17 protein-coding genes and 2 pseudogenes are annotated in these 13,260 nt (G+C 69.3%); 12 read left to right on the top strand and 7 right to left on the bottom strand.

Going from position 1 to position 13,260, the window contains the following annotated elements:
- From AB0I68_RS33255 to AB0I68_RS33235, 5 genes and pseudogenes are all read left to right on the top strand, one after another.
- On the top strand, positions 1–312 hold a 312-nt coding region (locus AB0I68_RS33255), incomplete at its 5' end, for a hypothetical protein (RefSeq protein WP_363181104.1).
- A gap of 56 nt (positions 313–368) precedes the next feature.
- On the top strand, positions 369–1,142 hold the full coding sequence (locus tag AB0I68_RS33250) for a class I SAM-dependent methyltransferase (RefSeq protein WP_363181103.1): 774 nt from the start codon (positions 369–371) through the stop codon (positions 1,140–1,142).
- A gap of 537 nt (positions 1,143–1,679) precedes the next feature.
- A complete protein-coding gene (locus AB0I68_RS33245; protein WP_363181102.1) occupies positions 1,680–1,979 on the top strand; it encodes a hypothetical protein in 300 nt (99 codons plus the stop codon).
- Positions 1,980–2,432: 453 nt separating this feature from the next.
- On the top strand, positions 2,433–2,858 hold the full coding sequence (locus AB0I68_RS33240; protein ID WP_363181101.1) for a hypothetical protein: 426 nt from the start codon (positions 2,433–2,435) through the stop codon (positions 2,856–2,858).
- 625 nt (positions 2,859–3,483) lie between these two features.
- A pseudogene (locus tag AB0I68_RS33235) lies at positions 3,484–3,669 on the top strand (IS5/IS1182 family transposase); the annotation flags it as partial.
- A gap of 75 nt (positions 3,670–3,744) precedes the next feature.
- Here the strand turns inward: AB0I68_RS33235 and AB0I68_RS33230 are convergent.
- From AB0I68_RS33230 to AB0I68_RS33220, 3 genes are all read right to left on the bottom strand, one after another.
- On the bottom strand, positions 3,745–4,350 hold the full coding sequence (locus AB0I68_RS33230; protein ID WP_363181100.1) for a hypothetical protein: 606 nt from the start codon (positions 4,348–4,350) through the stop codon (positions 3,745–3,747).
- Between the two features lie 32 nt (positions 4,351–4,382).
- Positions 4,383–4,925, bottom strand: a complete 543-nt coding sequence (locus AB0I68_RS33225) for a hypothetical protein (RefSeq protein ID WP_363181099.1) — start codon at positions 4,923–4,925, stop codon at positions 4,383–4,385.
- Positions 4,926–5,184: 259 nt separating this feature from the next.
- Positions 5,185–5,463 carry a hypothetical protein gene (locus AB0I68_RS33220; protein WP_363181098.1) on the bottom strand — a complete coding sequence of 93 codons (279 nt, stop codon included), beginning with the start codon at positions 5,461–5,463 and terminating at the stop codon, positions 5,185–5,187.
- A 234-nt stretch (positions 5,464–5,697) separates the two neighbouring features.
- Here AB0I68_RS33220 and AB0I68_RS33215 point away from each other — a divergent pair, with 234 nt between their 5' ends.
- Positions 5,698–6,042 carry a hypothetical protein gene (locus tag AB0I68_RS33215; protein WP_363181097.1) on the top strand — a complete coding sequence of 115 codons (345 nt, stop codon included), beginning with the start codon at positions 5,698–5,700 and terminating at the stop codon, positions 6,040–6,042.
- Between the two features lie 113 nt (positions 6,043–6,155).
- On the opposite strand, the gene AB0I68_RS33210 is transcribed toward AB0I68_RS33215, so the two are convergent.
- Complete coding sequence (locus tag AB0I68_RS33210; protein ID WP_363181096.1) at positions 6,156–6,782, bottom strand: helix-turn-helix domain-containing protein; 627 nt, start codon at positions 6,780–6,782, stop codon at positions 6,156–6,158.
- A 90-nt stretch (positions 6,783–6,872) separates the two neighbouring features.
- On the opposite strand from AB0I68_RS33210, the gene AB0I68_RS33205 reads away from it, so the two are divergent.
- From AB0I68_RS33205 to AB0I68_RS33195, 3 genes and pseudogenes are all read left to right on the top strand, one after another.
- Positions 6,873–7,286 (top strand): DUF4345 domain-containing protein, encoded by a 414-nt coding sequence (locus tag AB0I68_RS33205; protein WP_363181095.1) that lies wholly within the window; start codon positions 6,873–6,875, stop codon positions 7,284–7,286.
- Positions 7,287–7,357: 71 nt separating this feature from the next.
- Positions 7,358–7,594, top strand: coding sequence for a hypothetical protein (locus AB0I68_RS33200; protein ID WP_363181094.1), 237 nt, complete (start codon positions 7,358–7,360; stop codon positions 7,592–7,594).
- A gap of 53 nt (positions 7,595–7,647) precedes the next feature.
- Positions 7,648–7,747, top strand: a pseudogene (locus tag AB0I68_RS33195) (transposase); the annotation flags it as partial.
- A 235-nt stretch (positions 7,748–7,982) separates the two neighbouring features.
- Here AB0I68_RS33195 and AB0I68_RS33190 read toward each other — a convergent pair.
- From AB0I68_RS33190 to AB0I68_RS33180, 3 genes are all read right to left on the bottom strand, one after another.
- Positions 7,983–8,258, bottom strand: a complete 276-nt coding sequence (locus tag AB0I68_RS33190) for a hypothetical protein (protein WP_363181093.1) — start codon at positions 8,256–8,258, stop codon at positions 7,983–7,985.
- 94 nt (positions 8,259–8,352) lie between these two features.
- Positions 8,353–8,718 (bottom strand): hypothetical protein, encoded by a 366-nt coding sequence (locus AB0I68_RS33185; RefSeq protein WP_363181092.1) that lies wholly within the window; start codon positions 8,716–8,718, stop codon positions 8,353–8,355.
- Between the two features lie 135 nt (positions 8,719–8,853).
- A complete protein-coding gene (locus AB0I68_RS33180; RefSeq protein WP_363181091.1) occupies positions 8,854–10,218 on the bottom strand; it encodes a serine hydrolase domain-containing protein in 1,365 nt (454 codons plus the stop codon).
- Positions 10,219–10,337: 119 nt separating this feature from the next.
- Between AB0I68_RS33180 and AB0I68_RS33175 the strand changes: the two genes are divergently transcribed.
- From AB0I68_RS33175 to AB0I68_RS33165, 3 genes are all read left to right on the top strand, one after another.
- A complete protein-coding gene (locus tag AB0I68_RS33175; protein WP_363181090.1) occupies positions 10,338–11,102 on the top strand; it encodes a TetR/AcrR family transcriptional regulator in 765 nt (254 codons plus the stop codon).
- Positions 11,103–11,145: 43 nt separating this feature from the next.
- Positions 11,146–11,343, top strand: coding sequence for a hypothetical protein (locus AB0I68_RS33170; RefSeq protein WP_363181089.1), 198 nt, complete (start codon positions 11,146–11,148; stop codon positions 11,341–11,343).
- Between the two features lie 323 nt (positions 11,344–11,666).
- Positions 11,667–13,214, top strand: coding sequence for an AMP-binding protein (locus AB0I68_RS33165; RefSeq protein ID WP_363181088.1), 1,548 nt, complete (start codon positions 11,667–11,669; stop codon positions 13,212–13,214).
- Positions 13,215–13,260: the final 46 nt, after the last annotated feature.

The following is a 13,260-nucleotide window of genomic DNA, read 5'->3' as shown; positions in this document are numbered from 1 at the left end:
CGCGGGCCTACTCGGAGACCTTCAAGGGATCATGCGGGAAGGTACGCCCTCCGCGTGCCTTCCCGGAACCGATCCACAGGTCCTGAGCATTGCTCTTCGCAGAGCAACACGGGCCGCACCTACCGGCTTGAGTACGGGGAGTACGGGGAGTACGACGGCCGGCGCATCGACGGCTTCGACCACGACATGGGGGCAGTGCTCATCGCCTCCGCTGATGCGACCAACGAGTCGGCACGGGTCACCGTGCTAACGGAGTGGCAACTCAGTCCCCACCAGTTCGTCTGCCCCTGGGACAGCCAAGACCCCAAGTAGCCGCGGGAACATCCGTGGGCCTGTCCGGCGGATCATGCGACTACTAGACTGCGACGATGGAACGCGTAACCGACGTATCCGAGAACCTCGCCCAGTCTGCGGATCGGGACCAGGTGAATGACTACGACAGTTTCGCCGAGGCGTACGCAGCGGAGAACGAGAACAACCTCGTGAACGCTTACTACGAGCGGCCCGCGATGTTGGCCCTCGCCGGAGACGTGGCCGGCCGTCGGATCCTGGATGCCGGTTGCGGCTCGGGCCCTCTGTCCGCGGCACTACGCGACCGCGGTGCGGTCGTCACCGGCGTCGACGCCAGCGTCGGGATGCTGGCGTTGGCCAGGCGACGGCTGGGTGACGACGTGGCGCTGCACGTGGTCGACCTGAGCGACCGCCTGCCGTTCGCCGACGGTGCGTTCGACGACGTGGTCGCGTCGCTCGTACTGCACTACCTGGAGGACTGGGGGCCGACGCTGGCCGAGTTGCGGCGAGTGCTCAGGCCCGGCGGGCGGCTGATCGCGTCGGTGGACCACCCTTTCGTGGCCTACACGTTTCAGGATCCTCGGCCCGACTACTTTGCGACCACCAGCTATACCTTCGACTGGACGTTCAACGGGCAGTCCGCGCCGATGAGGTTCTGGCGCAAGCCGCTGCACGCGATGACAGATGCCTTCTTCACCGCCGGTTTCCGCCTTTCTCTCATCAGCGAGCCGCAGCCCGACCCGGCCGTTCGTGAGCTGTTCCCCGACGGCTTCCATGACCTTTCGACCAAAACCACCTTCCTGTTCTTCGTCGTCGAGGTACCACCGTCGGCTACCGGCTCGGACGACTAGCCAGTCGCGGATCACGAGCGGAGGCAGCGTCGGATCGAGGCGACGATGATGGCGCCGTGGAAGATGCAGGCGCGTTTGTCGAACCCCGTGGCCACCGCTACCCGACCCTCCCTCCCTAACTCGCATGAGCGACTCAGACACAAGTCCTGAAGAGGTCGCCGCCGACGGCGACGCCAGCGGGACGTGGGACCAGCGGCGGGCCGGCTACCTGCTCGAACCCGACAGCCGGTACTGGATCGCGGTCGTCGGCGGGACGTCCCCGCGAGGTCGGCCTCACCGGCGGGGGAGCGCGGCGTCGACCTCCTTCGTGGGGCGCGGCCGGCTCGGCGCGGACACGCTCCACCTGGGCGAGAGCCATCGGCGAGTCGCGGGAACGATGGATCAGAAGGCGTCACGCAGGATGCCCCGCCAACCGGAATCCATCCTTCTCGCACGGGTTGTGCGGAACCCGCCCGTCCTGCGAAAAGAGCCGTCTAAGGTCCTCGTGATCATTACGAGTCGGCGCCGGGTCACCCGGCGCCGGAACGGGAGGAACTCATGGCGATCTTGAAGCGTGTCGGCGCCGCCCTCGGCACCACCGTCCTCGCCGCGACGGCCCTCGTGGCCGCGTCGGGCACGGCCCAGGCGTCGAGCTGGAACTGCGCCACCGGCATCAACCCCAACCGCCTCAGCGCGAGGGCCATCTGCATGGGCAACGGTCCGATGCGGGTGGCGGCGTACTGCGACTCAGACAGGTACCCGTACCGCACGACGATTTACGGTCCCTGGTCCGCGAACGTCAGTGATGTTTACGCATCCGGCTGCTACATCAGCTCGGCCTGGTACGAGACCCTGTAGGAACCGGCGAGGGCGAAGCCGCGGGTAACGCCCGACGGCCGCGGTGCGGCTGTCGGCCTCGCCGGTCAACAACACGTGCACTCCGTGGAGGGGGCGACGGTACGGTCAGCATCGCCAATGGCTTCACCGCCTCCGACGACGGGTTGCTTGGGCGGTGCCGTGGCGCGCCTCGGCAGGCACTCAGCCGCCGCAGCCGCAGCCGTACCCGGCTGCGGCGGCCGGCTGAGAGCCCGCACGAGCCCGCCGCCGGTGAGTGGCTGGCCCCTCCCCCCCCCGGGGCGGTCGCCAGGACGTCCGTGATGTGCGGGGCGTGAAGACGCCATGGCGCGCCTGGTGGCCCTTGATTCCCGGGGTGACTTGACCACTGAGCATGCGCGCGCGGTCGCTGAGGCTCCAGGGCCTGTTGCGAAAGTCGCTTTGGTCCGCATGTCGGACACGCATACCATCTGGCTCATGATCCAGATGGGGAATGAGGCGTTGCGCAGCTATCAGGTGGGGTCAATACATGCCGAGCTTCGCTCGCTCACGGTAAGTGATGACCGTGAAGGTGTGCTCGAGGGGACGCCGCATCTACATCGTCGCTTTCGCCTGATGGGCATCGACAAGCAGATGGCGGCGACGCCGCATTTGTATGTGCATGATCTCGACAAGCTCCGAGCCGATGCGAAGGCGCGAGTCGAAGAGTGGCTGCCGCGAGAGAGGGTCCATGCTCGGTTGACGTCATGGTGGACGCCCGAGGACATTGCAGGGTTTGGGCAGACGGTGCTCTCGGTCATGTGGTTCCAGGCGGCGACGCAGGATCCCTTTGCCTACCTGGCCACGATCGTGCGCCCTCTCGACTGGACTGCGCTTGCCAGGTTTGAACCTTTTGACGATTGAGGCGTGATTTCATAGCCACTCGTTGAGGCTGCGTCCTGTACCGCCCGACCAGCCCTCCGAAGCCCTCCCCGTGCTCGTACGGGTTCCGCTGCCCAGCGGCGAGGGGGTACGGCCGCCTCTGGGTACGGTGCCAACTACGGGACGGCTGTTCGGAAGGGACACATCTCCCCGTGGCAGCAACTCGTTGACTTGACCACGGGAAGACTCCGATACGTCAGAGCCGCTGTGCACTTGGTGTGCATCTACCTGCGCGAGTCGTGGGACAAGGCAAGAGGTAATGCCAGGACCTTCTGCCGGTTCTCGCTGAGGCTGCGTGGTGTGCTGCTCGCAGGTGGGGTGGCACTTGACGTCTTCGGGTTGCCCAAGGACCTCCCCGTGCTCACAAATCTCTACTCCGCCGTCACTGCGGCCTCCTTCGGGGTCGTCCTGGGCATCGTGTTGCTGACCAGACTGGAATCAGATCTGCAAGACGAGCGAGTACATCAGTTCGTGCGGGAGGCTGTTGAGGACTGGCTGGCCAGCGCCGATCGCACCCCGCCTCGCCGGTGGTACTTGGATCGTGCAGGAACGGCAGCGTCACTGCACCGGGGCATGGTCTGCAAGGCGACCGTGATCGCGGACGGCGCTGGTCATCCCGCACCGCCGCGAACGCGGCCAGGCCGAACTCCTGGCCTGGAAAAAGGAACACAACGCCTCCCACCGCATAGTCCGCGCCCGCGTCGAACACGCTTTCGCGCGCATGCAGGCCTGGAAGATCCTGCGCGGGTGCCGTCTCAAGGGCGACGGCGTCCACCACGCCATGCTCGGGATCCGGGTCATCTCGGGGTCCGGAAGAACAGTGCATGGCGCCCGACGAGCACGCCGCCGTTGTGTGGTGGGGGGACGCTCAGGTCAGGTCGAATTGCCAGTACGCGGTCTCGCGGTAGCCGGCGGACGGGGGTTTGACCTCGACCGTGACCGGGATCCCTTGCCTGCTGGGCCTGACCTGCACTAGGACGGTCCGCTTCTTGCCCTTGCCGAGGGGCGGCACGAGGACAGACGCTGCCTCGTCCTCGTTGAGCCAGGTCAGTGTGTAGTCGGACGCGTGGTCGTCGAGGGACTTGCCCGGCCGCACGACGACGGGGGCGCCGGTGAACGTGCTGACGCTGCTCTTCGCTGACTGGCCACCCGGGTGCAGTACCTCGTCGGTGTCGTTGACGTAGGTGATGGTCAAGAGGTAGGTGCCCCCTGCTTCGCGGCGGGGCCGGCTGACCGTGACCTCCAGGTCGTCGTTGTACCGGGCGGTCGTACCGGGGCCGAGCGGGGCCGCCACGCTGCCGGAGGTGCCGTCGTTGTCGAGGTCTCCGGGGTTGTCCAGACCCTTCCCGATCTCGGACAGTGCCACGGCTCCCAGGAGGGCCAGTACGGTGAGGACGAGCAGCGCGATCGCGCAGCCGTTGAAGCGCCGGGGGCTTCCCGCAGTCGCGGTGTCAGGGGTCAGGTCCGTGTTCATGCACGTCATCGTAGGAGTGGCCGGGCAGCGGATCATGAGCGTCCGTACTCAAGACCGACTGGGTAGTTCAGGGTGCGGCTGCCGCGCTTTCCCCGGGTGGAGAGCGGTACTCCGCAGGCGTACTCCCGTGACATCCGCGGAGTCTCGGGGACCTCCACCCACAGCTTCTCTTCACGCCAGGCCCGGTCGACGACCGCGTCGAACAGCTCCTCGGACTGCGCCTTCGACAGCCGGCACCACCAAGCGTTCGCCGTCTCCAACGCCTCCCGCTCCCTTGCCTCTTCCTCGGCCTTCTCACGGGCGTCGCGCTCCGCCTTCGCCGCCTCCTGCCGCTGGCGCATCAGCTCGTGCTTCGTCTGGGCGTCGACCGACTGCCGCGACGTCCACCACAGGCTCCTGCGGAACGGGACCCGCTTGTCGTCAATGACGCGATACACCCTTCGGTGGCGCGGGTAGCTCTCGGCGGACAGCAGCTGCCCATGAAGCACCCACCGAGCGAACTGACCCAGCCGCTCTTCGCGGAAATTCCAGCCGCCCTCGGAGTAGTCGAAGCCCGCCACGTCGTGGTCGACCACCCAGCCCTGACCTCTGTCTTACGGCGCGCACACCTGGACCGCGGGCACGGCGCTGATCCGCTGAGGCGGCTTCTTGCGCGGGACACCCAGCACACCCGGATCTCCTCGGCCCCATAGCGCTCGGTACGGGCGCGGATGTCGTCCACGGTGACAGGGACAGCTGAGCTTCCCAGACCATGCGCTGGACGCCGTCCGTGGAGATGGCCATGACGTCGGCCCGCCAGGAAACGTCCTCCGCCGACGCCTCCAGCTCGGCGAATCACCCAGCTTCCCGAATCGCGGTGACCATCTCCAGCTTCAGCATGTGGTCATGTGGTGCTCCCACGACGAGTTCGACTGGCGGCCGCCCTGGAGCGTGACACAAGTAGCGCACCCCGCACTTGGAGAGCTTGGCGGGGAGGCGCCATTCGCACTCGGGGCAGGTGAGCGGCGGACGAGGACGGGCCTTGCGGAGCTGCGACCAGTCCGGGTTGTGCCCGAGGTCGTGGAGGGTGGCGTTCAGGCGGCCGAGGCCGGCGTGCAGCGCAGTGAAGGGCATGAATCGCGTCTCCTCGCGATCCGGGCGTTTTCGCGGCGTATCTGACAGGAGACCAGGTAGCAGCTGGTACGGACAGTGGCTCCCCAGAGGGAGCAGCCGCGCTCCGCCGGCTTCACCGCCTACACCGGGCCCAGCCGCGAGGCAGTCCACGTCCGCGGTCTGAGTACGGCGCACACCCGCGAGGTGAGTATCAGGACGGCTGCGCCGTGCCCGCAGAGCGCATTGGATAGGGGCATGAACGCAAGTTCTCCCCTTACGGCGTCCCCGGTGCGGACGGACGGAGGAAAGGACCGCTCCCGGTTCTACTCGGGCCTGTCCGCCGCCTTGTTCGTACCGGCGGCCCTGGCCGCCGTCACGCTGCTCCTGTCCTCTGTGCGGGTGTCGGGTTGCGTGACGTACGGGGTGCAGTGCACCAGGGGGCTTCCTGGGTGGCTGTTCGTCTGGAGTGTCGGCTTCGGCGCCCTGGCGTTGGTCGTCGCCCTGGCCGCTCCCGTCCTCCGGTTGCGACAGGCGGCGCTCGGCGCCCAGCTCCTCGCGGAATGTACGGCGCTGCTGGTGATCCTCAGCTACTACGCATGATGCCGCGCCCCGGCGACGGGGCCGCGGGCAGCCGCAACGGCAGGCGGTGTGTCTGGCCCGGACAGGGGGCAGGAGGCGCGTCCGCTTGGTTGGTGTGGAACTGGAACGCCACGTTATTCCCCACCGGCAGCGTCGGTTTTCCAGTCGGGCGCAGGGTCCTCGGCGAGCAGCGGCCGGAGAGCGCCGAGAACCGCACCGATACAGACGTCGCGCAACTGGGTGCGGGTGCAGGTCTCGTGGGTGAGCCAGTCGACGCAGAGGACCTGGACGAAGACCAGCCAGCTCTTCAGGACGCCGGACACGGCCTCACGGGCACGCTCGTCCGCGAGGGGGAGCACGGCCAGCAGTCGCGTACGGAGTGCGTCCAGCTCGTTGGTCATGATCGTCTGGATCACGGGATCGCCCGCGAGAACCCGATTCGCGGCGAGGACGGCGTGGCGGTTCGTCACGAAGTAGTCGAGATGGACCTCCATGCCCTGGATGAGCTGCTCCACCAGGGAGTCGGCGGGGTCGAGCCGGGTCTCGGCGAGCAGCCGGTCCGCAGCGTGCTGGTACACGGCCGCGAAGAGGGCGTGCTTGCTGGAGAAGTGACGGTAGAGCAGGGCTCGGGAGACGCCGGCCTCTTCGGCGACCTCCTCCATCAGGACGTCGTCGTAGGGGCGTGCGGCGAAGAGCCGCGCTCCGACGGTAAGGAGCTGGGCGCGGCGATCGGCGGGGCTGAGTCGTTGGCGGGGAGGCACGGACGAAGGCTACTTGACATGTGTCTACTAGCGCATCCACTCTAGTAGACACATGTCAACTAAGCTCCACCGAGACAGCTCGGAGGGACCATGGCAAGGGCTCTGCGCACACTCACACAGCTGATGGGCTGGTCCAGCGTGGTGATCGGCCTGTACCACGTGGTCCTCGGCAACGCGGCTATCCCCGGGGCCGGTTCTGCCGGCACGACGGTCGACAGCTGGGGCCGGTTCATGGGGGCCAGCTTCGTCGGCTATGGGCTGGCGTGGCTGTGGGCCGCGCGGCAGCGGCCGATCCCGGCTCGGGCGGTGCGGTGGCTGGCCGGCGTTTTCCTGCTGGGCGGCGTGGGCCGGCTGCTCTCGCTCGCCGTGCACGGCTGGCCGCACTGGTTTCAGATCGTGCTGGCCGTGATCGAACTCAGTCTGCCCCCGGTCTTCTTCTGGCTGGCCGGAGCGGAAGAGCGCGCCTCGCGCAGAGCCTCTCCCCGCGCAGCCGCATCCACCTGACGCAAGGCGACACCTCAGCGGCCTCCCGGCTCGGCCGGGAGGCGATCGCGATCCTGGAGAAGGCCGGCGACGTGCCAGCGCTACGCACCGGGGAAGTGCTCCGCCACGCGGCGGCCGTCCCGCAGGCGACGGACGGCGCGGCCGAGGCGGAGGAGTTGGTCCAAGAAACCCGGGAGGTGGTGGCGCGTAACGCGGACCTGATCCGCAGCTCGGCGGACCGCGACCGGTTCCTGCGGGACGTGTCGCTCGACCGGGGGATCCTCGGCGGGGGACAGGCGGGTCGACAGGCGGGCGTGCCGACCGGCTGATTCGGCGCCGCGAGACACCCCCGTCGGGGCGGCGGTTCCGGTGGGCGGATCAGCTGTGGAAGTTCCGCACCCGGGTCGCCTGGCGGGACGTGCCCGAAAGGTACGGGTCGTGGAGACACACTGCATACCTGTTTCCGCAGGTGGGCGGCGGATGCCGCGGGGTGTTCTCCGACCCGGAGACGGTGTCGGACGATGCACCGACTTCGCTCGAGGAGGCCCGCGTACGGTATCGCCGTCAGGCTGAGGCGACCGAAGCCGCTGCCCTGCGACGGGCGCGCGCCGAGCATGCCGGCACGGCCGGGCCTGCTGATGGCGGCGCCCGCTCGCGGGCTGGTCTCCATGCAGCGGACCCGGAAGCTGCCGACGTCGCCGCAGCGCCGCGCACGGATCAGGTGGCCTCAAGGGGCGCGATGTTGCCCACGGCGGTCGGCAGCTCGCGGCCGCCGGCCTCGGGGCGGTTGGACGCGCGCCGGGTCCAGCGCGGGCCGGAGTGGGTGGTGACCTCCTCGCGGACGACGGCCATCGGCTCGCCCTCAGTGCCGGAGGCGACATCGCGGACCCGGCGGCCCGGCAGCGGGTGTGCATCGTGTCCGAAGCCGAGTTCGGCGCGCTTCTGATCAAACGATCCCTGGTCGCCTACGACCACTGAGAACATCGGACTCATTCATCGAGCGGACCGGCCGGGCCGCGACACCGGCCCCGTCCCCAGCCTCGGCCCGTCCTCAGCCTCGGCCCGTCCTCAGCCTCGGCTTCGGGTCTCAGCGGAGGTCGACGATCTCCGGCGCGAAGACGGTCCCCAGCGGCTCGGGCCCCACGTACTGCTGGCAGTTGCACTGCCGCGCCTCGTACTGCTGGGGCTTGCGCTCGGCGTCCCAGGCCGTCGGCGCCTCGACCACCTCATGGCACATGCCCTGCTTGTCATGCTTGGCCAGGTGGTGGGTGCAGCCGCAGACGGGCTCCGGCGGCCGGTTCGCCGCGTCCAGCGCCAACTGCCGGCGTTCGTCGGCCTGGTACAGCTCCAGCTTGCGCTGGTGCCGGTTCTGCAGCGCCCTCCGGGCGTTGTCGGTGACCCAGCCCCCGCCGATCATCACGGCGGGGATCAGCGCCCATATCCAGCCACCCATATGCCTTAACTCCCCCTGTTCGAACGTACCGACATCCTACGGACGGCCCATTCTTCCAGGTCATAACGGCCTGTTGTCCCTCAGGCGGACGAGCCCGGCCAGGACGCACCGCGGCCGGACGGCCCTGTGTGCCGATCACGCCACCTTGGGGGCGGCCCGCATGCCGATGTAGACGCAACCGGTGCCGTCCGCGAGGGTGGCGAAGACCACCGGCATCCAGGCCTCGCTGAACGAGGCCCCGGCGCCGGTCCCGGCGAAGACCGTCGAGGAGAGCGGGACGAGGTCCACCTCCAGCGGCGGGGAGAAGTCCTTCATGCCGTCGACGAACTCGTACCGCAGGTGGGCCTCCGTGACCGTGATGAGCACGCCTTCGCGCCGGTACGTGCCGAGCAGGGGGGTCATGTCCACCACCGGCGGCTCGGCGGGCGGGGCGAAGGCCTCGGGCATGCGCACCCCGGCCAGCTCGGCGAGCAGCTCGCGCAGCAGGTCGGCGTAGAGCCCGCGCGCGCCGCCGCCGTTGGTGAGCAGGGCCACGGCCACCCCGGCCCCGGGGATCACCCGCAGGTAGGCGTACTGGCCTATGGAGGCCCCGTCGTGGCCGAAGCCGGGGATGCCGTCCCAGTCGTACAGGGTCCAGCCCAGGCCCCAGCCGTCGGCGCTGACCGTCCACTTGTCGGGTACGTCGACCACCCGGCGCTGCATCGCGGTGACCGTGCCGGCGCCGAGCACGCGGGTCCCGTCGGCGGCGCTGCCGCCCGCGAGGTGCATCCGGGCGAGCCGGACCACGTCGGCCGCGCTCGCGATGACCCGGCCGTACGGGCCGGCCGAGCGGGGCATCAGGTCCCAGGCGGGCGCGGGGTCGGGGTAGCCGCCGCCCTCGCCGAGGTGCCCCATGGCGGCCCGGAAGCTCAGCGCCTCCTCGGGCAGGGTCATGGTGTGGGTGAGGCCGAGCGGGGTGAGCAGCCGGTCCTTGAGGGCCTGGTCCCAGGTTCCGCCGGTGAGTACCTCGACGATCCGGCCGAGCACGTTGTACCCGACGCTGCTGTATGACGGTGCCGAGCCGGGCGGGCAGTCGAGTGCGACGTCCTTCGCCGCGTCGACGTAGCGGGCGAGGCAGTCGTCGCCGCGCCCGGTGTCCAGGGTGAAGTCGCAGGTCAGGCCGCCGGTGTGGCTGAGGAGCATGCGCGGGGTGATGACCTTGGTGGCCTCCGGATCGGCGGTGCCGAAGCCGGGCAGCACCTCGGTGACCGGGGCGTCGAGGTCGAGCAGGCCCGCGTCGGCGAGCTGCATCACGAGGGTCGCGGTGTAGACCTTGGCGACCGAGCCGAGCTGGAAGACGGAGTCGGTGGTGGCTTCGACCCCGGTGCCGCGGTGCAGGAGTCCGCTGGCCAGCTCGTGGATTCCGTCGCCGGTGAGGACGGCGAGCGTGGCGCCCGGGACGTGGTGGGCGGCGCGGAGGGTGTCGAGCCGGTGCTGCCAGTGGGCGAGGTCGAAGTTCATGGCTGTGCGCTCCCTTGCGGACTGATGCGTACTGCGTTCTCTCGATGCGAACACTGTACGCATTGTGGATTGGTGTACGCAACATGCGTACGTCGTGCGCAAGACGTTAGGGTGGGGGCATGTCAGCAGACGAGCAGCAGCAGAGCCCCGCCGCGCCGCCCGCGGTCCCGCCCGTTCCCTCGGTCTGGACCCGCCCGCGCCGCCGGAAGGAACAGCCGGCGCTGAGCCGGGAGCAGATCGTCGCCGCGGCGGTGCGGCTGCTCGACGAGGAGGGCATCGAGGCGCTGAGCATGCGCAAGCTCGGTACCGGGATGGGCGCAGCGGCCACCTCCCTGTACCGGCACGTGGCCAACAAGGACGAGCTGATCGAGCTGGTCGTGGACGAGGTCTACGGCGAGCTGACGGTCCCTCGGGCCGAGGACCCGGCCGGCTGGCGGGCCGCCGTGGCGGACAGCGCGCACAGCCTGCGCGCGATGGCCCTGCGCCACCCGTGGGTTTCCTCGGTGCTCGGGCAGGTCGGGCTCGCCTACCTCGGGCCGAACCTGATGGACATGTCAGAGCGGCTGCTGGCGCTCTTCCAGCTGGCCGGCTTCCCGGCGGGCGAGGCCGAACTGGCGATGAAGGCGGTTATCTCGTACGTGGTCGGCGCGACGACCAGCGAGGCCGCGTACCTCTCCCTCCTGGCCCGCAGCGGCCACGACGAGAGTCAGTGGCTGGAGAGCCTGCGCCCGGCGGCCGAACAGGCCCTCGACGGACACCCGTTGCTGGCCGAGGGGCACGCGGCCCAGGAGGGCCGGGACCCGCGGAGAATGCGCGAGGAGAACTTCGACTACGGCCTCCAGCGGGTCCTGGACGGGCTGGGGGTGCGGCTCGCCCACGGCTGAGGCGGCCGCGCCCGGTGGGCCGCCGGCTGGATGAACGAGTCCGATGGTGATGCCGCTGGAAAGCCCTGCCGAATTCACGGTGCAGGCGTGCGCGAAGTACGGCAAGGCCCGCACGGTCTCCGTGCCCCAGGACTCGGTCGCGTCGGTCGACACCTGCGTCCTGCTCGAACGCCCATTGCAGCTGCCGTCCTGCCTCGAGCGGCTGCTGGGCGGGGAGTACGCCGGTCAGGGTGGTGGCTGAGACGGCGACGGTGCTCGTCTTCCACTACACGCACCCCGGTGGTCACATACTCCTTCCTCCCGGATCCCGCCGCCCCCAGGCCCGCGATCATCACGCGTGTCACGGGCATCGTCGAAGCGTCCATGTGACGGAGACCGGGATGCGGGCGGCATGCCGCTGCTCTCCTGGAAGGTTGAGGCTGGAGTCGGACTCGATGCGCGGACGTGGAGGAGGGTGCGGACGGGGGCGCGGTTGTTGGCTGGATGTCGGCGTCCGGCTTGGGCGTGTGGATCATCGACGGCTACCCTCCCGCTAGTTGCTCAAGTCAACCAATGGGGATCGGTATGGACGACACCTCCGAACAGTTCCACAGCCACGTGGAAGAGATTCTTGACGCCCTGGAAAAGGAACCGGGCCGTGAGGCCCTGGTACACGGGGGCCGGCGCGTGACCGCGGGTGAACTGCGCGGCCTCGTCTACGGCATGGCCCGGGCGCTGCGGTCACAGGGGGTGAGGCGTGGCCAGACGGTCACCCTCCTCTCCGGCAACCTTCCCGAGACGATCGCGGCCCGCTACGCCGCCGGGCTGCTCGGCTGCGCCGTGAACCACCTCTACGCCGGCCTTTCGGCCGACGTGCACGCCGACATCCTCCGGGACGTCGAAACCCGGGCGCTGATAGTCGACCCCGCCTACGGCGCACGCGCCGCCGACCTGGCCCAGCGGGTGCCGCTGGAACGGGTGCTGGTCCTCGGCCAAGGCGCCGGCGCGGGCCTGGACCTGGTGAAGCTCGCAGCCGAGGAGTCCACGGAGGTCTTAACGGGTTCGGCGCGTCCGCAGGACATCTGCACCATCCGTCACACCGGTGGGACCACCGGTCATCCCAAGGCCATCTGCACGACCTTCGAGCAGTGCGTGTCGATCGGACCGGACTGGTCCGAGGAGGGGCAGGTCAGAGCCTTGGTGTGCACCACCCTCGCGCATGCGGCGGGCCTCATGGCGGACGCCACGCTGCGCCGCGGCGGCACCGTCGTCCTGCTGGACGAGTTCGAAGCCGGTGCCGTGCTCGCCGCCATCGAGCGCGAGCGCATCTCCCACATGTTCCTGCTGCCGCCGCTCCTCTACCAGTTGATGGACCACCCCGACGTCGACCGCACCGACACCTCCAGCCTGCGCATGCTCACCTACGGGGGCTGCGCCTCCTCCCCGACCCGCCTCGCGTCGGCGGTCCGTCGCTTCGGCCCCGTGCTGAACCAGTTCTACGGCCAGAACGAAGCGGGCGGGATCAGCACGCTCTCCCCCCAGGACCACGACCCGCGGCGCCCGGAGCTGCTGCGAACCGCCGGGAAGATCATGGAAGGCGTCGAGGTCGCCGTCCGTGATGCCGACGGACGGCACCTGCCCGCAGGCGAGCATGGCGAGATATGCGTACGTTCTCCGCACGTGATGAAGGGCTACTGGAAGCAGCCCGAGCTCACCGCGGAGGTACTGCGGGACGGCTGGCTCCACACCGGTGACATCGGGTTCGTCGACTCGGACGGCTACGTCACGATCGTGGACCGGCTGAAGGACATGATCGTGGTGGTCGGGGGCCACGTGTACACGGTGGAACTGGAAGACGTGCTGAACTCCCATCCGCAGGTCCTGCAGAGCGCGGTGTTCGGAGTCCCCGACGCCAACCTCATGGAGCGGGTCCACGCGGTCGTCGTCCGCACGCCGGGCGGTGACGTCGGCGAGGAGGAGCTGCGCGCCATGGTGCGGGACGGGAAGGGCGCCATGTACGAGCCCGCGAGCATCGACTTCGTCGACGCGCTGCCCCTGACCGACGCGGGCAAGCCGGACAAGAAGCTGCTGCGCGGCCGGGCTGTCGCGCTGGCCGGGTCTCCCCGACCGTAGACGACCGTGCCGGGACCGGCGGCCCGCCGCTCTTGACGCGAGCTTC

It is taken from the genome of Streptomyces sp. NPDC050448, from assembly GCF_040655295.1.
Taxonomy (GTDB): Bacteria; Actinomycetota; Actinomycetes; order Streptomycetales; family Streptomycetaceae; genus Streptomyces.
The sequence above is the reverse complement of the archived record's forward strand: the minus strand, read 5'-3'. Positions and strand labels throughout refer to the sequence as shown.

Bases quoted from the DNA above. Each gene is read 5' to 3' on its own strand.
- AB0I68_RS33205 (WP_363181095.1), top strand. From the start codon at position 6,873: ATGGCAAGGGCTCTGCGCACACTCACACAGCTGATGGGCTGGTCCAGC.
- AB0I68_RS33250 (WP_363181103.1), top strand. From the start codon at position 369: ATGGAACGCGTAACCGACGTATCCGAGAACCTCGCCCAGTCTGCGGAT.
- AB0I68_RS33175 (WP_363181090.1), top strand. From the start codon at position 10,338: ATGTCAGCAGACGAGCAGCAGCAGAGCCCCGCCGCGCCGCCCGCGGTC.
- AB0I68_RS33165 (WP_363181088.1), top strand. From the start codon at position 11,667: ATGGACGACACCTCCGAACAGTTCCACAGCCACGTGGAAGAGATTCTT.
- AB0I68_RS33180 (WP_363181091.1), bottom strand. From the start codon at position 10,218: ATGAACTTCGACCTCGCCCACTGGCAGCACCGGCTCGACACCCTCCGC.
- AB0I68_RS33220 (WP_363181098.1), bottom strand. From the start codon at position 5,463: ATGCCCTTCACTGCGCTGCACGCCGGCCTCGGCCGCCTGAACGCCACC.
- AB0I68_RS33190 (WP_363181093.1), bottom strand. From the start codon at position 8,258: ATGAGTCCGATGTTCTCAGTGGTCGTAGGCGACCAGGGATCGTTTGAT.
- AB0I68_RS33185 (WP_363181092.1), bottom strand. From the start codon at position 8,718: ATGGGTGGCTGGATATGGGCGCTGATCCCCGCCGTGATGATCGGCGGG.
- AB0I68_RS33170 (WP_363181089.1), top strand. From the start codon at position 11,146: ATGGTGATGCCGCTGGAAAGCCCTGCCGAATTCACGGTGCAGGCGTGC.
- AB0I68_RS33245 (WP_363181102.1), top strand. From the start codon at position 1,680: ATGGCGATCTTGAAGCGTGTCGGCGCCGCCCTCGGCACCACCGTCCTC.
- AB0I68_RS33215 (WP_363181097.1), top strand. From the start codon at position 5,698: ATGAACGCAAGTTCTCCCCTTACGGCGTCCCCGGTGCGGACGGACGGA.
- AB0I68_RS33230 (WP_363181100.1), bottom strand. From the start codon at position 4,350: ATGAACACGGACCTGACCCCTGACACCGCGACTGCGGGAAGCCCCCGG.
- AB0I68_RS33240 (WP_363181101.1), top strand. From the start codon at position 2,433: ATGATCCAGATGGGGAATGAGGCGTTGCGCAGCTATCAGGTGGGGTCA.